Source organism: uncultured Chitinophaga sp. (assembly GCF_937898475.1).
Lineage (GTDB): Bacteria > Bacteroidota > Bacteroidia > Chitinophagales > Chitinophagaceae > Chitinophaga.
In genome coordinates this window covers 1-26364 of record NZ_CALEJS010000025.1, presented here as the reverse complement: position 1 = coordinate 26364, position 26364 = coordinate 1, and the positions used below count along the sequence as shown (strand labels likewise).

Below are 26364 nucleotides of genomic sequence, written 5' to 3'. Positions count from 1 at the left end.
ATAGCTATTTCTTCTCCACCGTATCCGTCGCCAATGTCTTAACCACATATCCGCCGGAATCTATCGCCGCCTGGGGGAATATTTTTTTCAACTGCGGCCAGTCCTGCGCAGTGACCTTTGTTCTGTACAGATAGACAGACTGCAGCTGCTGCAGGCCTTTCAGCTGTTCCAGGCCTGCTGCGCTGACGGCTGTACCTACCAGGTTAAGTGATTGTAAGGCTGATAAAGGCTGTAAGAATGCAAGCCCCTTATCAGTTACACTGGTATTGTTCAGTTGCAGCACCGTGAGGTTAGGACATTGCCCTATCACCTGCAGTGTGCTGTCGCCCACACCGGTGTTGCCCATCTTGAGCCATACCAGCTGCTGCTTTAAGGGTAATAACAGCGCGGCATCCTGGTCACTGAAACCGCCCGCATTCACAAAGTTGGCGGAAAGATAATGCACATCCTGCGCTACGGGCATTACCAGCACACCTTTTGCTGCCAGTGCGGCAATGTCTTTTTCTGCCGCGGGCGCTACTTCGGCAGCAGGTACATTTGAGGGTAGCTTCTTTTCTTCCGTGGTGGCGCCTTGTAATGCCTGCAGGTAGGTTTTTATTTTCTCAGGTTGGGTGAGTGTCTGCACTTTTTTATTGAAAGGCGCACCCTGTTCTATCCACCAGTGGATCAGCGCTATCTGCGCTTCGCTCAGCTGCGGCTTCTCTTTTGGCGGCATATGATCTTCATGAGAAGGAGGGAGCAATAAACGTTTGATCATTTCGCTTTCATCCGGCTTCCCGGGGATGAAGGCCTTCGCTTCCTTACCTCCTTTCATCAGGCCTTCCGGGCTGTCCATCCGCAGGCCACCCTTTTGCTTTTGTGGCCCATGACAGCTGTAACAGCGGCTTTTCAGCATCGGAGATACTACATCTGCATACACATCAGCGGCCTGTACATCGGCTATCAGTACCGGCTTTTCATCTGTCCTATTGTTACCGTCGCCTAATCCCGCAAAGAGATAATCCCCGCCATGGGTCAGGCTGCCGCCTAAATGACCGGTGAAGGTAATGAGCAGCAGCAGCCCGATGGCCGTTGCTTTATAGATGTTGTCAAACTGTTTGTTAAATACTTTCACGGCGGCAAACATCGCCACCAGGGTAACACCAATCCCTGCCCACATATGCAGGTTCACCGTCCCTTTATCATATTCCCCGCTGAGCGACAGCAGGTATCCGGTAATGCAGGACAGTAAAGCGCTGCCAATACCCAGCAGCCAAACCACATTCAGCACGCCCGCAGCAAGGGTATATCCTTCCCTGCGGGACAGCCATTGCAGCAATGGCGCCAGCAGCAGAATGCCAATCGGCAAATGAACAAGTAAGGGATGAAACCGGCCTATAAATTCTGGAATAAACAAAAGCACTGTAATCTTTTTCTTTTATTAAGATGAATAACGTTCGCGCAGCAAGTGCAGCATGTATACATTAATGGCCCACTGGTCTGATAAGGCCTGCCGTGTATAGGGCGTGGTGGGCATATAGTCTGGCGGACCAAACTCAGTTAATATAGTCAAACGTTCGTTCTGTTTCTTCTTACGGGATACAATAGTGTCCCACCAGGACAAATGTGCCTTTACGGCGCTTTCCCATTCCGGTGCACGGGGATCATTTACCTGTGGCCCTTCCGGATGCCCTATCCTGGCGTGGATATGCCCTGTTCTTTCCAACGCCAGCGCCACATTCTCCGGCTGGTCCTGTAAGAGTGATTCGCTTACATTACACCAGTGCGATACATCGAAGGTGATGCGCAACTCCGGGTTCTTTTCAATATAACGGCGCGCTATCGGCGCTGCAAACAACATCCTGGACCGGTGCGTTTCATGGCAGATCAGCACACCGCTTTGTGCAGACAGCTGCGTAGTATGATCAATGAAGGCCTGGTTCTGTTCTTCGCTGAAGAAGTCTCTTCCTGAATGACAGTTAATGTACAAAGGTGTTTGCACTTTGTTGTTGGCCGCTGCATCCGTCATCTTTTTAAAATGATCCAGGTGCGGCTGATACTGTGATTCCTGGCCGCCGCATAAAAAGCCTGCCGCCAGGTTATACTTTTTAAGGATATTGAACAGTTCTGTTTGTGCGGCTGGTTCCATGGGCCACCAGATCTCTATGCCATCGTAGCCTTCTTTTTTCACCCTGGCGCAATACTCGTCCAGGCTACCGTTAAAGCCCCAGTTGGTGGCCAGTATTTTCAGATCAAATTTGTTGTTGTGGTTCATATCAAATGCATTGTCCCTTGCAACGGCCTGCAGTCTGGATAACATGAATGCGGTAAGGGCTGTTGCCGATGTTTTGATAAATCTTCTCCTGTCTGGCTTCATGTATTGCTGGTAATTGAGTATTAAGCGTGCCTTAAGCGATGATCTCCCGAATCACTTTACCGCCAACATCCGTTAGCCGGAAAGGCCTGCCCTGGTAATCATAGGTGAATTTTTCGTGGTCAAATCCCAGCTGATTAAGGATGGTGGCCTGTATATCAAAAGCCGTTACCTTACCGCTTACCGCACTGTAGCCGATTTCGTCTGTTTCGCCGTGGGTATAGCCTTTTTTGATACCGCCTCCTGCCATCCAGATGGTGAATGCATCCACATGGTGATCTCTTCCCTTAAAGGGATTCTGCTTACCATCCCTGTTCTCCATCATCGGTGTTCTGCCAAATTCTCCGCCCCACACCACCAGTGTTTCATCCAGCAGCCCGCGTTGTTTAAGATCAAGGATCAGCGCCGTAACGGCTTTATCCACCTGCCTGCATTTATTGATCATGCCGATGTCTATTGCAAGGCTGGCGTCGGTACCGTGGCTGTCCCATCCCCAGTCAAACAGCTGTACAAAACGTACGCCTTTCTCCACCAATTTCCTGGCCAGCAGTACATTGTTGGCAAAGCAGGCGCGGCCCGGCTGTACGCCGTACATCTCCTGTATATAGGCCGGCTCGTCGTTGATGTTCATCACATCGGGCACGGCTATCTGCATTTTGTAAGCCATTTCGTACTGGGATATACGTGAGAGTATCTCAGGATCGTTGTACTCTTTATATTCTTCTTCATTCACTTTATTGATGGCATCGATAGATGCCTTGCGCAGGTTGCGGTCCATCCCTTCCGGATCTTTAATGAACAGCACCGGGTCTCCCTCGCTGCGGCACTGAACGCCCTGGTATACAGAGGGCAGAAAACCGCTGCCCCAGACACTTTTACCCGCATCCGGAAATTTACCGCCTGATGTCAGCACTACAAAGCCGGGCAGGTTCTGGTTCTCGGTACCTAAACCATAGGTGATCCAGGAGCCCATGCTGGGCCGCCCCAGCCGCGGACTTCCCGTATGTACCAGCAGTTGTGCCGGCGCGTGGTTGAACTGGTCTGTAGTTACTCCCTTTAAAAAGCTGATATCATCTACCACACCGGAGAGATGCGGCAGGTGCTCACTTACCCAGGCCCTGCTGTCGCCGTACTGCGCAAATTTTGCCTGTGGCCCCAGCATTTTGGGTACGCCGCGTATAAAGGCAAAGCGTTTGCCCTCCAGCAGTGAAGGCGGGCAATCCTGTCCGTCCAGCTGCTGCAGTGCAGGTTTGTAGTCAAACAGTTCCAGTTGTGATGGAGCGCCTGCCATATGCAGGTAGATCACGCTTTTGGCTCTCCCGGGAAACATGGGCATGCGCGGCGCCAGCGGATGTGCAGGATCAAATGCGATCTTGTTGTTGCTGCCTTTACCAGTGCCGCAGCCGGGCAGCAAAGATCCCAGTGCCAGCGCGCCTAAACCCATTGCACTCTCCATCAGGAAATGCCTGCGTGTATACATGCGCGTAACAGCCATTTCTGCTTCCTTCAGCAAACGTTTATCGTGCAGTTCCTTTTGTATCATGTTCAGTTTTTAGTGATCAGTTCATCCAGGTTCAGCATGGCGTTGGCTACTACAACCAGCGCTGCTGTTTCCGGGTTATTATGCTGTTGATCGCTCCCGGTCATTTTGCTGGTCTGGCTGGTATCCTGTTTAAACTGACCGTAAGCGGTATCGTATAATGTTACCAATGCCTGCAGCCTGCCGGGTGTAATGTTTTTCAGCATGGCCAGCTCGTATCCCTTGCTGATCTGCTGTTTTACATCAGCGCCGCCTGCGGCCTGCTGCATGCGGAAGGCAAAGTGCCTGGCTGCATCCAGGTATACAGAATCATTAAGTGTAACCAGCGCCTGTAACGGTGTGTTGGTGCGTATACGCCTGGGGGTGCATACCTCCCTTCCTGCGCCGTCAAAAGTGATCATAGAAGGATAGGGGGCCGTACGCTTCCAGTAAGTGTACAGGGCGCGGCGGTATTGATCTTCGCCCTTGCTGGTCACCCAGTCGCCACCATTCCAGGGCGACATCCAGATGCCTGCCGGCTGCCAGGGCATTACACTGGGGCCGTACATCTTGGGGCTCATCAAACCACTGATGCAAAGGGCCTGATCACGTACCTGCTCTGCAGATAATCGTACTCTCGGACCTCTTGCATAATATTTATTGGCAGGATCTTTTTCCAGCAGTTCTTTGCTTACAACAGATGACTGCCGGTAGGTAGCAGACATCACCATTTCTTTGAGCAGCTGCTTCACGCTCCAGTGATAGTTGTGCATAAAGCGGTAAGACAAATCATCCAGCAATGCCCGGTGTGTTGCTTCTGCGCCCTGTGTACCCAGATCTTCCAGCGTCTCAACAAGGCCGGTGCCGAAAACCTGTTCCCACAGGCGGTTCACCATTGTCCTGGCCGTGAGGGGATTCTTCGGGTCTGTCAGCCACATGGCAAGTCCCAGGCGGTTTCGCGGCGCACCTTTAGGTAAGGGATTGAGTGAACGCGGCACATCCGGCTGCACTTCCTCGCCCTTCACCAGCCAGTTGCCCCTTTCAAATACATGCGTGCTGCGTTGCATATCTGCCGGGTTATCCATCATGATAGGCGTTACCGGAACCGTTTTGGTGAGCAGTTTCCAGTAGGCCTGCCGCATATTATCATAGCCGGGCAGCCCTTTGCCAGGTAATGATCTTGTAAAATAGAACCAGTCAAACTGAATAGCGCTGACGTCCGCATCTTTGATAGCAGCGTTCTGAAATGAAAGATAGAGGTCGTGTACGCCTTTGCCCGGGGGCAGATCAATGCTGCTGATGGTCCTGTCTCTGGTGGCTTTCACCGGGATGCTGGCCAGTAATGGTCCATCCGGTTTATCCAAACGGATGTTCCAGGCGCCGCCTGTTATATAACCGCTGTAACGGTAGATCAGCTGATCCACCTGTTCCAGGTTTACATGCGGCAAACGTGCCTGCGCATGATTACGGAAGGTGAGCCATTTGGTATCTGCCAGTTCGCTGTTCACAAACTGGTCTGCCTGTATGGAGTTAATGGCGGGCTGCCATGTTTTAAGAAAAGTGTATGCCGTTTTAGCTTCGTCTGCAAAGCCATGCTGCTGCAGCCATGCGGTTACCTGCTTCAATTGCGCGCTGTCTGCTGATGAGAAGTGCCGCAACAGGGGATAGTCGTCAAACGTATCTTCATCACGGCTGTTGTTGAAGAAAGCCATGAATTTATAGTACTCCTCATGCCTGAAAGGGTCATAAGGATGACTGTGGCACTGTACACAGGCAAAAGTGGTGCCCAGCAGGGCTTCCCAGGTGCTGTTCACACGGTCAATGATAGCAGCGGTGCGGTATTCTTCATTGTCGGTGCCACCTTCGTCATTGGTCATGGTATTGCGGTGAAAGGCGGTAGCGATCAGTTGCTGATCTGTGGCGTCGGGCAGCAGGTCGCCGGCCAGCTGTTCTACCAGGAACTGGTCGTAAGGTTTGTCGGCATTATAAGCCCTGATCAGCCAGTCGCGGTAGCGCCATATAGGCCTTGTCAGATCGCGTTCGTAACCTTTGGTGTCCGCATATCGGGCAAGGTCCATCCATACGGCAGCCCAGCGTTCACCATAGTGCGGAGACGCCAGCAGGCTATCTACCAATTGCTCATAGGCTTTTTTATCGCCGTTACCTGAAAGATAGGCGGCTGCTATGCCGGGGGGCGCCGGCAACCCGGTAAGGTCAAGGCTTACTCTTCTTAACAGCGTGGCTTTATCTGCTTCCGGGGAAGGTTGCAGCCCGTGCTCTTCCAGTTGCTGGTAGATAAAGCGGTCAATATTATTATGCCCCCAATCGTTATCGGGTACGGTTACGGGTTTTACGGCTACATAGGCCCAGTGATCGCCCCATTTGGCGCCTTGCTTTACCCATTTGCGCAGGGTGGCAATTTCCGCATCGCTCAATGGATCATGCTTGTAGGGCATGCGTTCTTCCGGGTCTTTCAGGGTTAAGCGCCGGATCATCTCACTGCCATCCGGGTCGCCGGGAATGATGCCGTACTTGCCTGATTTTGTCTGGCTCAGCGCTTCTGAGCGGAACAGCAGGCTGAAATCGCCCTGGCGTTTTACCCCGCCGTGGCAGCTGATACATTTTTTGTTGATGATGGGCTTTACTTCGGTATTGAAATCTACCGGCTTTTCATGGGTGCAGTAAATAAAAAGCGCCACCGCAACAACCGCAAGGGCTATTGTGAGCAATGCTTTTTTGTTCTTTAAATATTTAACCACCTCACGGTGTTTTATCATAACGCAGACGATTTAATAAATGCTACTATAGGTAAAAAGGGAGCCTTTGTACTTTTTTAACTGTCTTCTCTTAGGCTTCACCCAGGCTTCTCCTTGTTCCGGGCCGTTTTGTTAAAATAGTATTATTCCCGCGCATTTTATTTTGTTACCGTATCTTTTTCCCAACCCGTATCCTTCAATGCCGGATCATTTTCCTTTTTCAGGAAATCCGCGTCTGACAATGAAGCGGCTTCCCATTCCAGGATGGCTTCATCCGGTACTACCTGAACCGGGGTCTTCCAGGAGGTAGAGGTTTCATTATAAGCCAGGTTAGACTGGGAACAGTAACAGGAAATGAGCGACCAGCGGGGGTTTTCAGACAAGTTAGCCTCTGATCGGTGTAAGAGGTTGCTGTGAAAGAAAAGCGCATCGCCAGGGGCCAGCTCACTGTGAACCAGCTCCATGGTTTGCAGGGCATTGTTTACCATTACCATATCGGCGCCCACCTGTTCGCCGGCAAAGCCATGGTTCACCCGGCCCAGTTTATGGCTGCCTTTGATCACCTGCAGACAGCCGTTCTCCTTATTGGCGGGTGTAAGGGCGATCATCACGGAGATCAGCTGATCCGGGAACATGAACTGGTTCTTATACCAGTAGCCATAGTCCTGGTGCCATTCCCATGCACCGCCCACCCGGGGTTCTTTCTGCATCAGTTTGGAGTGGAAGTGGCAAACCGGCGCCTGGCTGTCCAGCAGGGCAGCTACGGCGTTCACCATCTTCTCACTGCGGGTAAGATAGCCAAATACATCATTGCCGGGGGTGAACCAGAGCGAGAGCCGGGTTTTTTTACCGGTTTGATCGTTCAGATCCAGTGCGTGCTGTTGCATGGCATTGTCTGCCAGGGCGGTGGCATATAATTTATTTATTTCTTCAGCAGTGCAGAAACCCTTTACCACTATGTAGCCGTCTTCGTGGTAAGCGGCTACCTGCGCGGGTGTTAAGCGGAAAGCCATAGTATGCAGTTTTTCTATGCTAAAAATCGGTATAAATGTATTGCCGGGCTACCTCAATTCTGTTCAGAAATGATGCTTTTCTAACAAATCAATCCGCCGCTTTTCGTAAATTAGGTTAGAAAAGTAGGAAAATGGAAGCGATACTGGAACATCTTCCCAAGCAGCAGGAAGAATCATTTGTGGTGAAGAGTTTTGACTACCCTTACTTCCCAACCCCCTGGCATTATCACCCTGAATTTGAGCTGGTACTGGTGACCGCCAGTACGGGGAAACGTTATATCGGCGATCAGATCAGTGATTTTGGTCCGGGTAACCTGGCATTGATAGGCCCCCATCTGCCGCATACCTATCATAATGATGAACAGTATTACCAGCCTAAGTCCAGGCAAAGGGCGCGGTCTATCGTGGTGCATTTCCTGGAAAGATCGCTGGGGGCGGATTTTCTCTCCCTGCCGGAGTCTGAGCCCCTGCGCAAACTGTTCTCCCAGGCGGCCAGGGGGCTGGATATTACAGGCAGGTCCAACCGCCTGGTGAGCGGGCGGATGAAGGAGCTGGTGCATATGAAGGGCCTGGCCCGCTGGCTTAAACTGGTGGAGATCCTGCACATCCTGGCGGAAACGGAAGAATACAGCTTTATTTCCCGGATGCCGGTCAGCGGACAGAATGAGAAGGAAGATGGCCGTATGGCCAAAGTAATGGACTATGTACTGAAGCATTTCGCCTCAGCGATACGGGTAAATGATGTGGCCCGGCAGCTGAATATGGCAGATAATTCTTTTTCCCGGTATTTTTCCCAGCGAACCCGCAAAACCTTCAGCGCATTTGTGAACGAAGTACGGCTCAATCATGCCTGCAAGCTGCTCATCGAAAACCGGCTCAGCGTGGCGCAGATCTGTTTTGAATGCGGTTTCAACAACCTCTCCAATTTCAATAAGCATTTTAAGGAGTTATACCGCCAAACTCCGCTGGCGTATCGCAGGCAGATGAACAAACTGACAACCGATAACTGAAAACTCCCCTTAATTTTCAGGCAGGTTTGTAACAATAAATTAAAACCCGCGTTTATATAGGGAAGCATACGTATAGGGGAGAGAGTTTGGGATTTTCATTACATTTGATACAAATAGCCCATTACTGTGAAAAAATTACACTTAGTCATTTTTTTATTATTTGTAGCCGGCAGCCTGCAGGCACAGTCTGATAAGGAAACCAAAAGAAAGGAACGGGAAGAAAGAAGACTGAAACGCATTTCCCTCTTCAGGGAACTGGAAGAAGGAGAGAATAATTATGAACGCGAATGGTCATTGGGCGGACGGATCAATACAGACGGTTGGGGCGGTTTTTTTGAGCTGGGCTTCCGTAAGAACCGTAAAGTGGTGAACTATTTCCAGTTTGAATTTAATGAGAAAAAGCATCCCAAGGAAGATAAGAAACCGGGCAGGTTTGTGCCCATCGGCGATTTTGCCTATTCAGAAAAGCCCTACATCTTCGGGAAACGCAATAACTTTTACCAGGCCAAGATCGGGATGGGCCAGCGCTACCTGATTGGCGGCAAGGGCAACAAGAACGGGGTGGAAGTGTCTGCCATCTACTACGGCGGCGTGTCTATAGGCCTGCTCAAACCCTATTACCTGCGGGTAGAAGATCCTACGGGTGAGGGATATTCCGTTGACATTAAATATGGTCAGAGCGGCTTCCTGGATACGGCTGCGTTCACCAACCCTTCCAAGATCATTTCCGGCGCGGGCTTTGGTAAAGGCTGGGGCGAAGTGACCATAGCACCCGGCCTCCACGCAAAAACCGGTATGCGCTTTGACTGGGCCAAGTTCAACGAGGTGGTCAGCGCCCTGGAAGTAGGGATCAACGCCGAATACTATACCAAAGAGGTGCCCATTATGGTAGCCCTGGAGCCTAAGAAGTTCTTTTTCAACGCATACCTGAGCCTGCAGTTCGGCAAGCGGTGGAACAAGCGATAATGAACAACATATAATCAGAAGTTAGTACCTTTGTTGTCCTAAAGAAAGGAGTTAGCGATGCAAGAACAAACCGTATGCGGCACACCGGCGGCAGCGCCCAGAACCAAGAAGCCCGATTGGCTGCGTGTGAAATTACCGATAGGAGAGAGTTATAAACAGGTTAGAAACCTTGTAGATACCCATAAACTTCATACCATCTGTGAAAGCGGTAACTGCCCTAATATGGGCGAATGCTGGGGAGCCGGCACCGCTACTTTCATGATTTTAGGCAATATCTGTACCCGTAGCTGCGGTTTTTGCGCCGTAGCCACCGGCCGTCCTGAGCCCGTTGACTGGGATGAGCCCCAGCGTGTAGCAGAAGCCATTTACCTGATGAAGGTGAAACATGCCGTTATTACCTCTGTAGACCGCGATGAGCTGAAAGACGGAGGTTCTATAATATGGGCCAACACTATCAAGGCGGTGCGCGCCCTTAACCCGGATACTACCCTGGAAACCCTTATCCCCGACTTCAGGGGCCAGTGGGAAAACCTGGAGCGTATAATAGAAGTAGCGCCCGAAGTAGTGTCTCATAACCTGGAAACCGTTGAAAGACTGACCAAACAGGTACGTATACAGGCCAAATACCACCGTAGCCTGGAAGTGCTCCGCCGCCTGAAAGAAGGTGGTATGCGCACCAAAAGCGGTATCATGCTGGGCCTGGGGGAAACCAAAGAAGAAGTGATCCAGGCCATGCAGGACCTCTACGATAACGGGGTGGATGTGGTAACCCTTGGTCAGTACCTGCAGCCAACACCCAAACACCTGCCTGTAGTGCGCTTTGTTCATCCCGATGAATTTGCCGAATACAGGGAGATAGGTTACAACATGGGATTGGATTATGTAGAGTCCGGACCGCTTGTACGCTCATCTTACCATGCAGAGAAACATATACACAGCGGACGTAATAAATAGAAAAAATTCGGAAACCATAGCTATCTTTGCGTAGCAATTTAGCACCTAGAACCTACCTGTAACACAGTTTGGTACCATCACCAGACGTTTTAGCAACCTTAATAACGGGGCTAATGGATACGTGCTGTCCATAAAAAATGTCGTGTAATGCGCAACATTATTACACGGTAAGTTATTATTATATGATGGACCAACGTATATACACCCCGTTGTTAAATCCTGATCGGTCAAAAGAAGCATTGATTGTCAAAAAATTTCTATGAAGAAAAGAGCATTTTTTATGGCGGCTGTGATAGGTATGACCATTCATACCTGTGTATATGCACAGCAAGCGCCAGATTCTTTACTGCCTGATGCTAACCTGCGCGACTGTATAAGGTATGCTTTAGCTCATCAGCCCGTAGTAAGGCAATCCGTTTTAGATGAAGCTATTACGGAGGCCAATATCAAAAGCCGGCTGGCAGACTGGTACCCCCAGATCAACCTGGACGCCAGCTATCAGCACAACACCCAGATCCCCACTACCTACTTTAATGGCAGCCCTATCAAAGCAGGGGTGGAGAATACCTCCGGCGCCCAATTCGGCCTTACCCAGAACCTGTTTAACCGCGATGTGCTGCTAGCCAGCCGTACGGCCAGGGATGTACGCCGCCAGGCTAAGCAAACTACCGCCAGCAACCAGATAGACGTGATCACCGATGTGAGCAAGGCGTATTACGATGTACTGCTTACCAAAAGGCAGATATCCGTGCTGGAGGAAGATATCATTCGCCTGGAACGCAGCCAGAAAGACGCTTACAACCAGTACCAGGGCGGTATCGTGGATAAAATAGATTATAAGCGCGCCAACATCGCCCTGAATAATGCCAGGGCCCAGCGTAAAGGCGCCGAAGAATCACTGGAAGGCAAATACGCTTACCTGCGCCAGTTAATGGGCTATCCCGAAAAGGGAGCGCTGAAACTGGTAGATGATACCCTGCAGATGGAAAGCGAAGTATCCCTGGATACCAGCATCACCCTTACTTACGAGAACAGGATAGAATACCAGCTGCTCCAAACGCAGAAGAACCTGCTGGAAGCAGAGCTGCGCTATAATAAATGGAGCTTCCTGCCTAATGTATCCGCCTTTGCCAACTATAACCTGGCTTACCTGAATAACGAGTTCTCAAAGCTGTATAAGGATAACCTGCCCAACTCTTACTTCGGCCTGCGGCTGTCTGTACCCATCTTCCAGGGTGGTAAACGTACGCAGAACATCCGCGCGGCAGAACTGCAGCTGAAGCGTAACGACTGGGACTTTGAATTGCTGAAGAGCCAGATCAATACAGAATATACACAGGCCATGGCCGCCTATAAGAGCAATTACACCAACTACCTGGCGCAGCAGCAGAATATGCAGGAAGCAAAGGAAGTGTATGACCTGATCTCCCTGCAGTACAAGGAAGGCGTTAAAACCTACCTGGAAGTGATCACTTCGGAAACAGACCTGCGCACAGCACAGCTCAATTATTTCAATGCACTGTACCAGGTGCTTTCCAGCAAGATAGATCTGCAAAGATCATTGGGAACATTAACAGGCAACTAGCTTTTAGCAATCAGCTGCTAGCTGCTGACAACAAGAAAAAAACCGGATTTGATAAACGATTTTCAGATGGAAAAAAATCTCTTAGTTCTTATTTGCGCTTTCGGCATTATTTCCTGGACCGCCTGCGGCAGCTCCGGTAAGAAAGCTGCAGTGGTATTGCCGCCTACACCCGTAAACGTTGCCGAAGTCAACCACGCGCCGGCTGTTTACTATGATAAATACCCTGCTACGGTGGTGGCGCTCAACAGCGTTGAACTGCGTGCACAGGTATCCGGTTTTATCACCGGCATCTTCTTTAAAGAGGGTGAAGTAGTGCAGAAAGGCAAAACCCTGTATGAAATAGACCGCCGCAAGTACGAAGCGGCTTACCGCCAGGCGGAAGCCGGTATTTTAAGCGCCCGCGCCAATTTTAACCGTGCGCAGAAAGATATGGACAGGTACCAGCGACTGGCAGAGCAGGATGCGATTGCCCGCCAGACACTGGACAATGCCACTGCCACCCTTGAAACCAACCGCAGCCAGCTGGCCGCATCAGAAGCCGCTTTGCTGGCCGCCCGCACAGACCTTGACTATTCACTCATCAAAGCGCCTTTTACAGGCCGTATCGGTATCTCCCAGGTGAAACTGGGAGCGCAGGTAAGTCCCGGTACCACGCTGCTCAATACCATCTCCAGCGAAAATCCCATCGCAGTGGATTTCGTGGTGAATGAAACAGATATCAGCCGTTTTGCCAACTTACAGGGTAAAGCCGCCGGTGCGCAAGACAGCATCTTCCGTTTACAACTGCCTAACGGCGCTTACTATAAACACAGCGGTAAGCTCATAGCGATAGACCGTGGTGTAGACAATCAAACCGGTACCATCAAAATAAGAGTGGAATTCCAGAACCCTGACGACGAACTGAAAGACGGTATGAGCTGTGTTATGAACGTGCTGAACCAGCAGTCAGGCGACAGGCTGATCATCCCCTATAAAGCAGTTACTGAGCAGATGGGCGAATTCTTTGTGTTCATTGCCAAAGACTCCATCGCCCTGCAGCGTAAAGTACAGCTGGGCCCCAAGCTCAGAGACCAGATCGTGATCATGGACGGTATTGAAGCAGGAGATAAAGTGATCACAGAAGGTATTCAACGCTTGCGCGACAGTGGTAAGATACAGGTAGGCGCACCGCCGCAGACTAAATAGTTGTTGGTTGTTAGTCACCGGTCATTAATACGGCGTGGAAGATCATCATTCGCATTCGTAGCAACAACCAGGACTAACGGCTGAAAATATAACGTGAATCAATAGAAGAAACGATCATGATTGCAGATACTTTTATACGCAGACCAGTAACCGCTATAGTAATCTCTATTGTATTGGTGCTGGTAGGCATATTGGCGATGACCACCCTGCCCGTAGGACAGTACCCGGAAATTACGCCGCCTACCGTACAGGTAACCGGTACCTACATCGGCGCCGATGCCCAGACGGTGGAACAAACCGTGGCCACGCCGGTAGAAGTGCAGGTGAACGGTACCCCGGGAATGACCTACCTGCAGAGTAACAGTACCAGTAACGGCGCCATGAGTATGACCGTTAACTTTGAAGTAGGTACAGACATCAACATCGCCGCCCTGGACGTACAGAACCGTGTAGGCATTGCACAGCCCACACTGCCGCAGGAAGTACAACGTTTGGGTTTGACCGTGAGAAAACGTAATCCCAGCATCCTGATGCTGGTGGCCATGTACTCACCCAAAGGCACACACGATATTAAATTCCTGGATAACTATACCAACGTCTACATCAGGGACGCCCTTCTGCGCGCCAAAGGTGTGGGCGACGTGTTTACCCGTGCAGACGATTTCAGTATGCGCGTGTGGCTGAAGCCCGACAAGCTCGCTGAAATGGGTGTTACCGCCAACGATGTAAGGGCCGCTATCGCCGAACAGAACGCACAGATCACCGGTGGTACAGTGGGTGCACCCCCCGCGCCGGCAGGCCAGACATTTGAATACACCGTCCAGGTAAAAGGGCGTTTGGTTACCAAAGAGGAGTTTGGCAATATCATTGTAAAAACCCGTCCGGATAACGGTAACCTGGTATACCTGAAAGATGTGGCCAGGGTAGAACTGGGTAAATTCAACTACGCCAGCAACTCCTATGTAGACGGCCGTCGCGCTTCCTACCTCCTGATCTACCAGGCCCCGGGAAGTAACGCGCTTGAAACCGCAGAGAATGTATACGCCGCTATGGAACAACTGAAGAAGCAGTTCCCCGCAGACGTGGAATATGTAGTGCCTTTCGAATCTGTTTCCGTGATCGAGGTGTCTATTCACGAAGTGGTGGAAACGCTGCTGGAAGCCCTGGCCCTGGTGGTGGTAGTGGTGTTCCTCTTCCTGCAAAGCTGGAGGGCTACACTGATACCTGTACTGGCTATCCCGGTATCTATCATTGCTACCTTTATCTTCTTCATACCCTTGGGCTTTACCATCAATACCCTGACCCTGTTCGGTTTCGTACTGGCCATCGGTATCGTGGTGGATGACGCCATTGTAGTGGTGGAAGCGGTGCAGCATAATATAGATCATAATAAGATGTCGCCCAAGGAGGCCACTGCCCAGGCGATGAAAGAGATATCCGGCCCGGTAATAGCCATTGCCCTTATTTTGGCGGCGGTGTTTGTACCGGTGGGCTTTATACCGGGTATCGTAGGCCGTTTGTATCAGCAGTTCGCCATCACCATCGCGATCTCCGTACTGATCTCCGCTTTTGTGGCCCTTTCACTCACGCCTGCATTGTGTACGCTGATCCTGCGCCCCATGCACCTGGATAAGGACTCAAAAGGTCTTAACCAGTTCTTCTACCGCTTTAACCGCTGGTTCGGGCATACTACTTCCCGATACTCCATGGGCGTTAAGAAGAGCATTCGCTGGTCGCGCTATGTGATGATCATCCTGCTGTGTATTTGTGTGGGCGCCGTGATGTTGTTCCGCACCAAGCCTTCCGGCTTTATTCCTACAGAAGATGAAGGCCGTGTGTACATCACCTTCGATCTGCCGGAATCAGCTTCTACAGAACGTACCGTAAGCGTGATGTCGCAGATGATGAAGATACTGGACAGCGTGCCCGCTATTGGTCACTACGCTGCGCTGGGTGGTTTGAACGTGGTGAACTTTGCCACCAAATCAAACAGTGCTACCATCTTCTGTCAGCTGAAACCCTGGGATCAGCGTAAAAAGAAATCAGACCAGATCTTTGGCCTGGTAGCGCAGCTGCAGCAGAAGCTGTCGCGCTTCAAGGAAGCCAATGTGGTGGTGATACCGCCGCCGGCTATCCCCGGTCTGGGTCAGACCGCCGGTTTCTCCTTTGTATTGCAGCAACGTAGTGGTACAGATATCAAGCAATTTGAAAGTGTGCTGCAGCGTTTCACGGCCGCTATTAACCAGCGTCCTGAAATTGCACGCGGCTTCTCCTTCTTCACCGCCCGCACACCGGGTTACCAGCTGGAGATAGACCGTGAAAAAGCCAAGAAACTGGGTGTACAGATCTCTGATATCGCTACTGCATTACAAACCTATATGGGTAGCGCCTACATTAATGACTTTACCGTGTATGGGCGGAACTTCCGCGTGGTAACACAGGCAGATTCCACTTACCGCGGCAGCATTAGTGACCTGGGACAGTACTATGTACGTAACCAGGCGGGCGGTATGGTACCTTTAAGCACGTTAACATCCTATAAGGTGATAGAGAGCGCGCCGGTGATCTCGCACTATAACCTGTTCCGTTCTGCGGAGATCAACGGTACGCCGGCTCCGGGATACAGTAGCGGTGATGCCATCAGGGCGTTGCAGGAAGTAGCCGCGCAGGTGCTGCCGGAAGGATACGGTTATGAGTTCTCCGGTCTGAGCCGCGAGGAGTTATTATCCGGATCTAAAACGGTTTACATCTTTGCCTTGTCTATCATATTCGTGTTCCTGTTCCTGGCAGCCTTGTATGAAAGCTGGTCGGTGCCCTTCTCTGTACTGCTGGCGGTGCCCATTGGTATGTTTGGGGCCATTCTCACGCTTACCTTACTGCCTAACCTGACCAACAACGTATACGCGCAGATCGGTATGATCACGCTGATAGGTCTGGCGGCCAAGAACGCCATCCTGATCGTGGAATACGCCAAGGAACGTGTAGACCGTGGTATGGAACTGGTAACTGCTTCTGTGGAAGCTGCGAAGCTGCGTTTGCGGCCTATCATCATGACCTCCCTGGCCTTCCTGCTGGGTATTATGCCACTGGTGCTGGCTTCCGGAGCCGGCGCAGAAGCCCGTAAAACCATGGGATGGACCGTGTTGGGTGGTATGTTCACAGCCACCTTCCTGGCCATCTTTATTGTACCGGTGTTGTTTGTGATCATCACCCGCTTTGCGTACGGTAAAGAGAAGCTGGCCAAATTAAGAGAGAGCTATAATATTTCCGGTGACGATGTTCACGGACCCGTTTGATAGATTTAAGTACCGTGTTTTAGCGGGGGGCGTCGCATAAGCGGCGCCCTTTTTTTATTGCTGTGGTTCTTCCGTTCTTCTGTTTCCTTCCTCATCAAACTCCTGCCCGAGCTTCCATTCTGTATATCCTACCATATACAGCGCGCCGATCACCACCGGGCTGATGGTCACATAAAAGAAAAGCTCTGTCTGCGAAGAAAAGAATAAGGCGCAGGCAATGCCGAACACCAGCAGCAGGATCCCTATTTTACGGGAGATATGGGCCGCATGCAGGTTGGCCGCATGCCAGGTATCAATATTCTGTGTGGAGTAAAAGCTGCGGTAGCCATACCAGGTTTTCATGCTTTTGGGGGGAAAGCGCCGGATGAAGTAACCCATGAACAGGAACACCAGTCCGGCCAGCAGGCTCGCATTACAGTACGTACTATGGATGAAGGCGGTCATGTACGTGGTGTTTTCGTGTATATAAGTTACGAAAAAAACGGGAGTGGGGCGCTTCAGGCCTGGTAAAGAAAAAGATTGCTTCGTTGCGCGCTGCGCTGGGCTCTATTGCTTGCAATGACGCGATAGCAGACCCGAATTTTCAGCGTACGTCATTGCGAGGCCCGCAAAGCCTTAGCGGGAAGCCGGGGCCAGGCAATCTTTTGAAGATCAAAAAGGTCTTCATCGTACGTCATTGCGAGAAGCAGTAAAGCCTTGGCGCGCGAGGCGCGACGAAGCAATCTTTTTGGATAGTAAATAGGTTTCGTTTGTTGCCAGCCGTTTGTTGTTTAAAAGATTGCTTCGGCCTCCCTCGCGCAGCGGCTATACACACGGCCTTGCAATGACGCGAGGATGGAAGACCTGTTTGCACCTTTGCCCTCCTTCCTCTTCCTTCTCCCCCTTCTACTGTCCCTTCTTCTTAAACAACCCATTCACGGTATTCTTCAGCGTCTGTTCCGCCTGTTTGCCCACATTCTGGGCAGGTTTTTCCTGGCCTGCAGTAGTCGCCGTATCCTTCTGACCGCTCAGTTTTTTAGCCAGTTCCTCTTTCAGTGAACTGGTTACATGCTGTTTAACCTGGTTCAGTGAATCCTTAACCGTACTCTTGGCAGAATCCACTTTGTTCTTTACCAGTGCAGTGGCCTGATCTTTCAATTCAGCGCCTGCGCGCGAAGCCGTTTCCTGGAGGTCTGTTTTATAAGTAGGTTTCATGATGTTGCCGCCTAATAACACCTGCAGGTGCACGCTGTCGCTTACATTTACGGGGATGCCTTTATTAGTGGCCTGTGTAACCAGGTTGTTGATCAGCGAATTGGCCTGTGTGCCCATTACGCTGCGGGGCAGCACCAGGTTCAGGGTATAGTCCAGCGATTGGTCAATGCCATGAGAACCGGCAATCGCCATATTTACATTCGCTACTTTCAGTTTGAAGGGATTGATCTTTACACGTCCGTTCTCAAAAGAAAAGTAGCTCTTGATATCTTTCAGCGAAATGTCTTTCAGCTGTGCAACATTCAGCTGGTTGGCCAGCTGGTCTACCGGGGCAAACTTTTTCAGGAAACCTTCTATCAGCAGCAGGTTACCGTCGCCGGTAAGGGTGTTGAGCACGGGCATCATATCCTTGCCCAGCTTACCTTGCAGGCTTAACTGGGAAGAGATCTTACCGGAGAGGAACTGTCCTATCGGCATTAGTTTCTGTACCGTGTTGAAGGCGTTGAAAGTTTGTTGTACATCCAGCTGTTGTACGTTATAAGCAAGATTGATGTCGGGGTTGTGTTTGCTTTCTTTGGTGCTGTAGCTGCCGTTTACTTCCATGCTGCCCTGCAGTGCATTGCCTTTAACATTCTGCATTAGTACGGTTTCATCTTTGATCAGCAGCTTGCCGGACATATTGGTAAGATCCAGTTTATCGTAGTGCACTTTATCTACCTGCGCGGTAAGGCCCAGATCCAGGTTGGCGGGAACGGCAAAGGGTTCCGTGTTGGCCGTATCTGCAGCTGCGGTGGTGCTACCGGTGCTGCCCGCCAGGCCCATCCACTTATCCAGGTTCACTTCATCCGCTTTCACTGCCAGCCTGCCATCCAGCGGCTGGTTCTTGAACATATAGGCCAGCAGGTTATTCACTTCACCGTTGGCCTGGAAATTAGTGCCCAGGTACTGGCCGTTAAACTGCTCTACCGTTACGTTGCGCGGGTTGAATTTCAGGGAAAGGTTGTTCACCTTTACACCGTCCGGGTAGTCTTTGCTGCGGTATAGCATGTTGTTCAGCAGCAGGGTACCGGCGGCGTAGAAGCGGTCGTACTGTTGTTTTTCTATCGCGCTCATGTTGCCTTTGGCGCTGATATCTGCATCCAGCAGGCCAGTCAGCTCAGTGCCCTGTTCCAGTTTCACGAACTGGCTTATTTTAGAGAGGTCCAGCTTTCCTTTGGCGGCGCCGTCCACATACATATCTGATACCGGTGTTTTCACCAGCAGGCGAAGGTCCAGCGGCGTATTATCCATTTCCAGGTGGGCGGCGGGCATATTTACTACCGTATGGTCGGGAACACCATCGGGGTTCTCTACGTTCAGTGTCAGCTGGATGTTCTTAACAGGTTTGGGCAGATCCGGGTACTGGAAGAAGCCGTTCTTTACAGCCAGGTGCACGCCGAAAGCAGGCATCTGTGTAGCGCTGTAGGTGCCTTTTACAAAACCGTCAAAGGCGGCGGTACCTTCTGTTTTGATCTTGCCGAAATCTTTTGAGTATACGGATGGTACCAGGGAGAGCAGGTCTTTAAAGTTGGTGGAAGGCGCTTTAAAGTTCAGATCCATACCATAGGTACTGTCGTTTATCAGCCTGAAAAAGCCTTGTACGGCCAGTTCCAGGTTATTCATCAGCACTTTACCGTTCTTAAAGGTATAGGTGCTTGTTTTGTTATCTATCTCCAGGTCTGCATCCACTTTAGCGCCTACCTGTGAAAGGTAGGGGATCAGGCCATAACGGAAGGTAATGGCGTCAGCATTGGTGCTGGTTTGCAGGGTAAAGAGATCCTGCGTAAAATCTCCCTTGCCTTCATGGTGCAGGTGATCGATGATCATCTGCATATTACCCTGGCGATCGTCGTAGTTAATGTATGCGTCTGATATCTTATAGCTTTCCAGGCGCATGGAGAAAGGCTCGGAAGCGGCGGTATCGGTAGTGCTTTGTGCGGTATCCGGTTTGGTAATGTTCCAGTTAACGTCTCCGTTGGCGGCCACCAGCGCGTTTACACGCGGCTGTTCTACTGCAATGCTGTAGATCTCCATTTTATCGCCTTTGATAACGCTCATGAGGTTCAGGGCGGCGTCTATCTTCTTCACTGCTACCAGGGTATCTCCCTCAAATGGAGCGTTGTTGATCACCTGTAATTCTTCCAGTCCTACTGCCAGCCGCGGAAAATGCCTGAACAGGCTGAGGTCAACATCCTTGAAATCAACCTTGGCGTTCAGCTGTTTGTTCAGCTCAGTTTTTACGATGGCCATGATCTTATCCTTAAAGAAGTAAGGAATGGCAAAGGCGGCCACCACTAACACCACGATAACAACCAGTAAGATCTTCAGGAATTTACGCAACATAGAAAGATAGATTAACTTATTTAATGCGGGCAAGATAGTAAATTATCATTCTTCCTGTTGCGTTTGCCTGTTTATTGTCTGGTAATTATGGCGTTACAGCCGGTTTTTCGTCCAGGATGTACCGGGTTCTCCGGCTTACCAGCGCGCTGTCTGTATGGGGTGATGGCGTTAATTCCGTACCGGTGAACTGCTCGTAGGCAGTGGTATTGCCGTTTATCTGAACCAGCTCGATGCTTTGCAGCGTCCCGGGAATATTGGCGCCGAACCAATGCTGATCTTCCTGCTGTTTCCATGTTACCAGCGCCAGTACCGCCCCGTTGGGATAGCTGCTGTCTGCCTTTGTAAGGGCGTGCTGAAATGCCTGTTCATTGCCGTACAGGGTACTCATAGTAGCCTGTTTCCTGTTGATGGATGAGGTGATCACCTTGGTGAGGCCCTTTGCCTCAAATTGAAAAGAGGAGGGGAGTGCAGCTTCGTTGTTCACCAGTTGTGCGGTATCAACAGGACGGGAACAAGCGGCGCTGAATAAGATGACCGTGACCGCTGACAGATATATCAATCGCATGGTAAATAGCTTTTAGTGTTTAATGGGTGTAGTGAAAACAAGATCGTTATTCTTCACGGGGCGGTGGCAGTTAATGCATTCTGTGGTGAAGAGGATGTTTTGACCATAAGGGGTAAGCTTAGGGCCCTTCCATCGTGCCCATCCCCATCCCTCGGTGCCGGCGTATTTTTTATCATCCTTGATCATGAATTCCACCTGTATGAATGCGCCGGGACGAACATTGCCGTCTGCATCTTCCAGGGCTGTCCACGCGGCTTTTGCAAACACGGTGCCGTTGGGCCAGGGATGAATATTATTTTCTTTCAGGGCTGTGATGGCCACATCGTTCCCGTAGATCACGCGCATGGTGCCGTTGTCTACCCGGTCTGTTGTGCTGACGGGCTGCCAGTTCTTATAATCGCCGATGTAGGCAATACCGTTTATCGTTGGCTGCACATTACTGGCATTGAAGGCGCCCGCTTTATACTGGCTGAACTGTTGTTCCGCATCCGCTGTTTTGGCGCTGTCGGCGGGTTTATGGCTTAACATTCCTGCCAGGTATTGTTTTATTACCGCTGCATCGCCGGCCGAAATAGCCGCCCCGGGGTGCAGCAGCTGATAGTCTTTCAGGGGCATGGCGCCCAGCGCTATCTGGTTAAAGCTTTCAAACAGCTTCCCTTTCTGCGCTGCCGGCGAAAGGCTTTGCCAGTTGGAGAAATTCAACACCTGCCTGCCGTCTTTTATGTGGCCGGCTACCCGCCATATAGCCGGTGACAGCTGATCATACCACCTGAGCTGTGTTTCGTTGGAGTGGCAGTCATAACAGGCCCTTTTCAGGATGGCCTTCACCTCGGGAGGAGCCTGCAGGTCGCCCGTAACAGGAGGATGGGGGATTTCAGGACGAATAAACTGGATCAGCAGCAAACAGGCACACAGCAGCACAATAACCTTAATGATCCTTCTCTTGAACAGGGGAGTAGTGGCTGATGACATGGTATAAATATTTGTTATGCAAAAGAAGACCATTACGGGGCGCCCCTTGAGCACTTTTAGCCCAAGCAGCCAATTTCCTAGTTGAAGCCGGCAGAAAGCGGGCTGAATTTTTTATTTTTATGGCATGTTTGAACAGATCGACCAATCTATCGCTAAGCATATACAGCTCACCCCCGAAGAATCAGCGCTGTTTCACTCCTTACTAAAATATAAAAAAGTCAGGAAGAAAAATTTCCTTTTGCAGGAAGGCGAGGTGTGCGATTTTGAGGCCTTTATTTTAAAAGGCTGCATCCGCTCTTATTACATTAACCAGGAGGGAACGGAAACCATACTGCTGTTTGCGGTGGAAGGCTGGTGGGTGAGTGATCTGTCCAGCTTCTCAGAACAGCTTCCTTCCAATATGTTCATTGAAACAATAGAGGATTGCGAGCTGCTGATGATAGACTACAAACATAAAATGGAGCTTTTTGAAAAAGTGCCCAAGTTCGAAAGGTTCTTCCGTATCCTGGTGCAGCGTTCCCTGGGAGTATTGCAAAAGCGATTTTATGCCTCCGTATCACAGACAGCGGAAGAACGTTACCTGGCATTTACAGAAAAGTACCCGCATATCATGCAACGGGTGCCCCAGCACCAGATTGCGCGCTACATAGGCGTTTCGCCCGAATTCCTGAGCAAGGTAAGGAGCGCTATGTATAAGAATAAGTAATTAACTCCCGGCAATACTCCAAAGATCTTGCATCAGACAGCACATCGGCCATGGTGATCAATGAATCTGCGGTTAAACTGTTTGGATTTGCTTCGCCGCAGGAAGCCATCGGTAAACGTTATAAACAATGGGGAAATGAAGGCAGGATCATCGGGGTGATCAGGGATTTTAATTTCCGTTCCTTACAACGGCCCATCAGTCCATTAAGCCTGCATATGAACCCCGAGTATGATTACCTGCTTTCCGTGAATATGTCCCCTGCCAATTTACCAGCCACCATTGCCGCTGTTGAAAGTAAGTGGAAAGCGCTCATCCCTTCCTGGCCTTTCAACTATTATTTTATGGACGAGTTCTTTGACCGGAAGTACCGTGCGGAAGACCGGTTTGGAAAGCTGTTCCTGCACTTGGCCATACTGGCCATTTTAATATCCTGTCTTGGTTTGCCGGGCCTTGCATCATACAGTACCAACCAGCGGACAAAAGAGATTGGGATCCGCAAGGTGCCGGGGGCTTCCGTATCAAATATAAGGCCCGCAATAGCCAACCCGGTAAAGCGTTTGAGAACGGAGTAAAGCTCCGTTCTCTTAAAGGGGGCTATCTTTAAACAGCAGCTTGTTCGCCTGCGTTATCTCATCCTGGTTGATGGTGTGCCCCATATGATGGTACACCTTTTCCGTAACAGCTGCCTGCATGTCTCTCATAATATTGGCCGTTGCATACACTCTTTCAACGGGTACATGCATGTCCGGATCGCTGGTGCCAATGAACACGGGCATGCCATTAAAACTGCCTTTATAATTTTCCGGGTAGATCTTGTCGCCTATCAGTCCGCCTGTAAAAGCTATCACCCCACCGTATTGTTTTGCATGGCGCGTAACATATTCCAGCGTCAGGCAGGCGCCCTGTGAAAAGCCGAGGAAATAGATATTGCCGGAGGGGATCCCTGCCCGCTCCACATCTGCTGTTACTTCCTGCAGCAGCGCGATCGCAGATGACAACCAGGGTTCGTTCTGCTGTGGCGGCGCCATAAACGAGTAGGGATACCAGGTATGATTGGTAGCCTGCGGGGCCAGTAAGGCGAAATCATCTGCAGATAAATGGGAGGCCAGGGAAAGGATGTCTGTTGCACTTCCCCCGCGCCCATGAATCATTATCAGCGCCTTGTCTGCTTCCTCCAGTTTTTTACCTGCGGTAATGATCCTTTTCTGATGCATATATCACCATTAGCTAAGTTCAGGTAATGACAGCGCTGTTCAGTTAAGCCGGATGTTGTGCTGGCTGAGCGCCGACAGGATCTCACTTTCCAGCAAACCGCTGCCACCGCCAAAATGCCTTATCACAATGGTTGCCGGACTTAACCCCGCTAAAGTTGTTTTAAGCTGTGAGGCCGTTTCTTCACAGATGCCTGCACAAAGCAGTACTATATGGTACTGCTCTTTGCTGAAGGCAGCTATCGCTTCCGCTATCGTACATACGGTAGTTCCCTTCCACTGCTCATGACCGTTTATCAAACGGTTCACTACCGCCATGATTTCTGCATTGAGCCCCACAGCTAATATGTTGAGTTGATCGATCTGCATGGCAGTAATTATTGTGCCTGTTCTACCAGTTGAATTTCAGCCAGTATGCGCACATCTTCACCTACCAGTACGCCACCGGCTTCCAGTGTGGCATTCCAGTTCAGCCCGTAATCTTTACGGTTGATTTTGGTGTCGATACTGAACGCTGCTTTGGTATTGCCCCAGGGATCACGTACGGTGCCGCCATATTCAACGGGAATGGAGATGGCTTTGGTAACATCTTTGATGGTCAGATCGCCTTCCAGGATATAATCGCCTTTGCTGTCAGACTTCCTGAAAGAGCGGGATACAAATTTCAGCTGGGGATATTTTTCGCCGTCAAAGAAGTCAGGAGATTTCAGGTGGCCGTCGCGCTGTGCATCGTTGGTATTGATACCGTCCACATCAAGGGTTACGGTTAACTGGCCATCGCTGAAATCTTCTTTACCTGCTTCCAGCTGTACATCAAATTTGGTGAACTTACCGGTAACGGTAGAGATCATCAGGTGTTTTACTTTAAAGGCCACTTCAGAGTGGGCGGGGTCTAGTACCCATTTTGATTTGTTTTGCGTTTCCATTATAAGGCGTTTTATGATGTTGTAATAATGATGTAAAGTTACGTTGAGGAGGAGCCCTCCTCCATTGAACTGGTTTAAGAGTTTTGAGGAATGTGCATCGGTACTTCCATGATCAGTACTTCGGCGTTGTCTTCATTTGCGCTGATGTTCACCGTGCTGGTTTCGCTGATACCGAGACCATCGCGGGCTTCCAGCGGCTGTCCGTCTACGGTGAAGGAGCCTTTTACAACAAAGATGTATACGCCGTTGTTCGGATCTTTCAGCTCATAGGTCAGTATTTTCCCCTTTTCAAAAGTGCCCATGTGGAACCAGGCGTCCTGGTGGATCCAGGTTCCGGGACCGGAAGGATCGGGAGAGATGATCTGTTGCAGTTTATTCTTCCTTTCTTCCAGGTTCAGGGTGATCTGGTCGTAACGCGGCTGAACGTTCAGCTTGTTGGGGAACAGCCAGATCTGCAGGAATTTCACCGGGCGGTCGCTGTTCTTATTGTATTCGCTGTGAAAAACACCGGTGCCCGCGCTCATTACCTGCACATCGCCCTGGCGGATCACTTCGGTATTACCCAGGTTATCCTGGTGTTGCAGATCACCTTCCAGTGGGATGCTGATGATCTCCATATTATCGTGCGGGTGGGTGCCAAAACCCCTGCCGGGGGCCACCACATCATCGTTCAGTACGCGGAGGGCGCCAAATCCCATTCGCTCAGGGTTATAGTAACCGGCGAAACTGAAAGTCTGGCGGCTTTTTAACCAGCCATGATCCGCATTTCCGCGGGTGTCTGCCTTATGTAAGATACTTTTAGCCATAATTGTCTGTTTTAGGTGTTGGTGCTTTCGCATTTACAGTACAAATTTCCGGCAGAAAAGGCTTTGGGTCCATTAACCTAGATTAAGAGTTTGGCTTGTCATAGTATAAGATCCCTGGGGGCGGGAGCAAGGTACCGGGGATTTAGTATTTTTGCGCCAGCCAAAAATGAACTATGACACCTGAACGCAGGGAAAGACTAATGGGCGTATTGAATAAACGCCAGCCAGACCTTACTGTAGTATTGGAAAATGTGCAGGATCCGCACAATATATCTGCTGTAATGCGTACCTGCGACGCGGTAGGCATACAGGAGATATATGTATTGAATAACAAGATACCCCGGCATAAGAAATGGGGCGCTAAAAGCTCTTCCAGCGCTGCCAAATGGCTGACCGTGCACCAGTTCTCCGATGCGGCGGAATGCATAGCCGCCCTGCGCCATAAGTATGATAAGATCATGACCACCCACCTGGCTGCCGATGCGGTGAGCTTGTATGATATTGATTTTACCGGCTCTGTAGCCCTGGTGTTTGGCAATGAGCATAGCGGGGTGAGCGATGAGGTAAGGGCCCTGGCTGATGGTAACTTTATCATTCCCCAGATGGGCATCATCCGTTCCCTGAATATTTCTGTAGCCTGTGCCGTGAGCATTTATGAGGCCTTGAGACAGAAAACAAAGGCAGGGCATTATGAGCAGAGAAGGCTGCCGGAAGAGCAGTTTGAAACCCTTTGGAAAGAATGGAGCAGTAACCGGCCGGAGGGCGAAGAACACCAGCGTTAGCATCTATTGCGCATCCGTTCTGTTGTCTTACAACACTGTTCTATAAGGTGGCGGCTCCGTTCTGTTATCTTACAATGCCGTTGTGTCAGCTTACAACACTGTTCTGCTATCTTACAACGCCGTTCTGTTATCTTACAACGCCGTTCTGCTATCTTACAACGCCGTTCTGCTATCTTACAACGC

General features: G+C 50.5%; 22 protein-coding genes. 9 read left to right on the top strand and 13 right to left on the bottom strand.

Annotated features, from left to right (window positions below; all coding sequences use genetic code 11):
- Positions 1 to 4 precede the first annotated feature (4 nt).
- The 5 genes from Q0577_RS16300 to Q0577_RS16280 form a co-directional block, all read right to left on the bottom strand.
- Positions 5 to 1348 (bottom strand): c-type cytochrome domain-containing protein, encoded by a 1344-nt coding sequence (locus Q0577_RS16300; RefSeq protein ID WP_298738048.1) that lies wholly within the window; start codon positions 1346 to 1348, stop codon positions 5 to 7.
- Between the two features lie 72 nt (positions 1349 to 1420).
- Positions 1421 to 2356, bottom strand: a complete 936-nt coding sequence (locus Q0577_RS16295; protein ID WP_298738046.1) for a TIM barrel protein — start codon at positions 2354 to 2356, stop codon at positions 1421 to 1423.
- Positions 2357 to 2387: 31 nt separating this feature from the next.
- Positions 2388 to 3896 carry a DUF1501 domain-containing protein gene (locus tag Q0577_RS16290; RefSeq protein ID WP_298738044.1) on the bottom strand — a complete coding sequence of 503 codons (1509 nt, stop codon included), beginning with the start codon at positions 3894 to 3896 and terminating at the stop codon, positions 2388 to 2390.
- 2 nt (positions 3897 to 3898) lie between these two features.
- Complete coding sequence (locus tag Q0577_RS16285; RefSeq protein ID WP_298738042.1) at positions 3899 to 6649, bottom strand: DUF1553 domain-containing protein; 2751 nt, start codon at positions 6647 to 6649, stop codon at positions 3899 to 3901.
- A 137-nt stretch (positions 6650 to 6786) separates the two neighbouring features.
- Complete coding sequence (locus Q0577_RS16280; RefSeq protein ID WP_298738041.1) at positions 6787 to 7641, bottom strand: phytanoyl-CoA dioxygenase family protein; 855 nt, start codon at positions 7639 to 7641, stop codon at positions 6787 to 6789.
- Between the two features lie 131 nt (positions 7642 to 7772).
- Between Q0577_RS16280 and Q0577_RS16275 the strand changes: the two genes are divergently transcribed.
- From Q0577_RS16275 to Q0577_RS16250, 6 genes are all read left to right on the top strand, one after another.
- Complete coding sequence (locus tag Q0577_RS16275) at positions 7773 to 8651, top strand: AraC family transcriptional regulator (protein ID WP_298738039.1); 879 nt, start codon at positions 7773 to 7775, stop codon at positions 8649 to 8651.
- Between the two features lie 126 nt (positions 8652 to 8777).
- Positions 8778 to 9617: a hypothetical protein gene (locus tag Q0577_RS16270; RefSeq protein WP_298738037.1), complete on the top strand. Its 840-nt coding sequence runs from the start codon at positions 8778 to 8780 to the stop codon at positions 9615 to 9617.
- Between the two features lie 57 nt (positions 9618 to 9674).
- Complete coding sequence (lipA, locus tag Q0577_RS16265) at positions 9675 to 10571, top strand: lipoyl synthase (RefSeq protein ID WP_298738035.1); 897 nt, start codon at positions 9675 to 9677, stop codon at positions 10569 to 10571.
- 259 nt (positions 10572 to 10830) lie between these two features.
- Positions 10831 to 12156 (top strand): TolC family protein, encoded by a 1326-nt coding sequence (locus tag Q0577_RS16260; RefSeq protein ID WP_298738033.1) that lies wholly within the window; start codon positions 10831 to 10833, stop codon positions 12154 to 12156.
- A gap of 66 nt (positions 12157 to 12222) precedes the next feature.
- Positions 12223 to 13341 carry an efflux RND transporter periplasmic adaptor subunit gene (locus Q0577_RS16255; protein ID WP_298738031.1) on the top strand — a complete coding sequence of 373 codons (1119 nt, stop codon included), beginning with the start codon at positions 12223 to 12225 and terminating at the stop codon, positions 13339 to 13341.
- A gap of 116 nt (positions 13342 to 13457) precedes the next feature.
- Positions 13458 to 16637, top strand: a complete 3180-nt coding sequence (locus tag Q0577_RS16250; protein ID WP_298738030.1) for a multidrug efflux RND transporter permease subunit — start codon at positions 13458 to 13460, stop codon at positions 16635 to 16637.
- Positions 16638 to 16691: 54 nt separating this feature from the next.
- Here Q0577_RS16250 and Q0577_RS16245 read toward each other — a convergent pair whose 3' ends face one another.
- From Q0577_RS16245 to Q0577_RS16230, 4 genes are all read right to left on the bottom strand, one after another.
- Positions 16692 to 17081: an SdpI family protein gene (locus Q0577_RS16245; protein ID WP_298738029.1), complete on the bottom strand. Its 390-nt coding sequence runs from the start codon at positions 17079 to 17081 to the stop codon at positions 16692 to 16694.
- A gap of 441 nt (positions 17082 to 17522) precedes the next feature.
- Positions 17523 to 20213 (bottom strand): AsmA-like C-terminal region-containing protein, encoded by a 2691-nt coding sequence (locus Q0577_RS16240; protein ID WP_298738028.1) that lies wholly within the window; start codon positions 20211 to 20213, stop codon positions 17523 to 17525.
- A gap of 85 nt (positions 20214 to 20298) precedes the next feature.
- Positions 20299 to 20778 carry a cytochrome P460 family protein gene (locus Q0577_RS16235; protein WP_298738027.1) on the bottom strand — a complete coding sequence of 160 codons (480 nt, stop codon included), beginning with the start codon at positions 20776 to 20778 and terminating at the stop codon, positions 20299 to 20301.
- A gap of 12 nt (positions 20779 to 20790) precedes the next feature.
- A complete protein-coding gene (locus tag Q0577_RS16230) occupies positions 20791 to 21750 on the bottom strand; it encodes a heme-binding domain-containing protein (protein WP_298738026.1) in 960 nt (319 codons plus the stop codon).
- Positions 21751 to 21874: 124 nt separating this feature from the next.
- Between Q0577_RS16230 and Q0577_RS16225 the strand changes: the two genes are divergently transcribed.
- Both Q0577_RS16225 and Q0577_RS16220 read left to right on the top strand, forming a co-directional pair.
- Positions 21875 to 22456 (top strand): Crp/Fnr family transcriptional regulator, encoded by a 582-nt coding sequence (locus Q0577_RS16225; protein WP_298738024.1) that lies wholly within the window; start codon positions 21875 to 21877, stop codon positions 22454 to 22456.
- A 50-nt stretch (positions 22457 to 22506) separates the two neighbouring features.
- Positions 22507 to 23028, top strand: coding sequence for a hypothetical protein (locus tag Q0577_RS16220; protein WP_298738022.1), 522 nt, complete (start codon positions 22507 to 22509; stop codon positions 23026 to 23028).
- Between the two features lie 12 nt (positions 23029 to 23040).
- Here Q0577_RS16220 and Q0577_RS16215 read toward each other — a convergent pair whose 3' ends face one another.
- From Q0577_RS16215 to Q0577_RS16200, 4 genes are all read right to left on the bottom strand, one after another.
- A complete protein-coding gene (locus Q0577_RS16215; RefSeq protein ID WP_298738021.1) occupies positions 23041 to 23670 on the bottom strand; it encodes a dienelactone hydrolase family protein in 630 nt (209 codons plus the stop codon).
- 39 nt (positions 23671 to 23709) lie between these two features.
- On the bottom strand, positions 23710 to 24036 hold the full coding sequence (locus Q0577_RS16210; RefSeq protein ID WP_298738020.1) for a hypothetical protein: 327 nt from the start codon (positions 24034 to 24036) through the stop codon (positions 23710 to 23712).
- A gap of 8 nt (positions 24037 to 24044) precedes the next feature.
- Positions 24045 to 24593: a YceI family protein gene (locus Q0577_RS16205; RefSeq protein WP_298738019.1), complete on the bottom strand. Its 549-nt coding sequence runs from the start codon at positions 24591 to 24593 to the stop codon at positions 24045 to 24047.
- A gap of 74 nt (positions 24594 to 24667) precedes the next feature.
- Positions 24668 to 25399: a pirin family protein gene (locus Q0577_RS16200; protein ID WP_298738018.1), complete on the bottom strand. Its 732-nt coding sequence runs from the start codon at positions 25397 to 25399 to the stop codon at positions 24668 to 24670.
- Positions 25400 to 25572: 173 nt separating this feature from the next.
- Here Q0577_RS16200 and Q0577_RS16195 point away from each other — a divergent pair, with 173 nt between their 5' ends.
- Positions 25573 to 26181 carry an RNA methyltransferase gene (locus Q0577_RS16195; RefSeq protein WP_298738017.1) on the top strand — a complete coding sequence of 203 codons (609 nt, stop codon included), beginning with the start codon at positions 25573 to 25575 and terminating at the stop codon, positions 26179 to 26181.
- Positions 26182 to 26364: the final 183 nt, after the last annotated feature.

Bases quoted from the DNA above. Each gene is read 5' to 3' on its own strand.
- Q0577_RS16295 (WP_298738046.1), bottom strand. From the start codon at position 2,356: ATGAAGCCAGACAGGAGAAGATTTATCAAAACATCGGCAACAGCCCTT.
- Q0577_RS16290 (WP_298738044.1), bottom strand. From the start codon at position 3,896: ATGATACAAAAGGAACTGCACGATAAACGTTTGCTGAAGGAAGCAGAA.
- Q0577_RS16285 (WP_298738042.1), bottom strand. From the start codon at position 6,649: ATGATAAAACACCGTGAGGTGGTTAAATATTTAAAGAACAAAAAAGCA.
- Q0577_RS16280 (WP_298738041.1), bottom strand. From the start codon at position 7,641: ATGGCTTTCCGCTTAACACCCGCGCAGGTAGCCGCTTACCACGAAGAC.
- Q0577_RS16275 (WP_298738039.1), top strand. From the start codon at position 7,773: ATGGAAGCGATACTGGAACATCTTCCCAAGCAGCAGGAAGAATCATTT.
- lipA (WP_298738035.1), top strand. From the start codon at position 9,675: ATGCAAGAACAAACCGTATGCGGCACACCGGCGGCAGCGCCCAGAACC.
- Q0577_RS16260 (WP_298738033.1), top strand. From the start codon at position 10,831: ATGAAGAAAAGAGCATTTTTTATGGCGGCTGTGATAGGTATGACCATT.
- Q0577_RS16255 (WP_298738031.1), top strand. From the start codon at position 12,223: ATGGAAAAAAATCTCTTAGTTCTTATTTGCGCTTTCGGCATTATTTCC.
- Q0577_RS16250 (WP_298738030.1), top strand. From the start codon at position 13,458: ATGATTGCAGATACTTTTATACGCAGACCAGTAACCGCTATAGTAATC.
- Q0577_RS16245 (WP_298738029.1), bottom strand. From the start codon at position 17,081: ATGACCGCCTTCATCCATAGTACGTACTGTAATGCGAGCCTGCTGGCC.
- Q0577_RS16240 (WP_298738028.1), bottom strand. From the start codon at position 20,213: ATGTTGCGTAAATTCCTGAAGATCTTACTGGTTGTTATCGTGGTGTTA.
- Q0577_RS16235 (WP_298738027.1), bottom strand. From the start codon at position 20,778: ATGCGATTGATATATCTGTCAGCGGTCACGGTCATCTTATTCAGCGCC.
- Q0577_RS16230 (WP_298738026.1), bottom strand. From the start codon at position 21,750: ATGTCATCAGCCACTACTCCCCTGTTCAAGAGAAGGATCATTAAGGTT.
- Q0577_RS16225 (WP_298738024.1), top strand. From the start codon at position 21,875: ATGTTTGAACAGATCGACCAATCTATCGCTAAGCATATACAGCTCACC.
- Q0577_RS16220 (WP_298738022.1), top strand. From the start codon at position 22,507: ATGGTGATCAATGAATCTGCGGTTAAACTGTTTGGATTTGCTTCGCCG.
- Q0577_RS16215 (WP_298738021.1), bottom strand. From the start codon at position 23,670: ATGCATCAGAAAAGGATCATTACCGCAGGTAAAAAACTGGAGGAAGCA.
- Q0577_RS16210 (WP_298738020.1), bottom strand. From the start codon at position 24,036: ATGCAGATCGATCAACTCAACATATTAGCTGTGGGGCTCAATGCAGAA.
- Q0577_RS16205 (WP_298738019.1), bottom strand. From the start codon at position 24,593: ATGGAAACGCAAAACAAATCAAAATGGGTACTAGACCCCGCCCACTCT.
- Q0577_RS16200 (WP_298738018.1), bottom strand. From the start codon at position 25,399: ATGGCTAAAAGTATCTTACATAAGGCAGACACCCGCGGAAATGCGGAT.
- Q0577_RS16195 (WP_298738017.1), top strand. From the start codon at position 25,573: ATGACACCTGAACGCAGGGAAAGACTAATGGGCGTATTGAATAAACGC.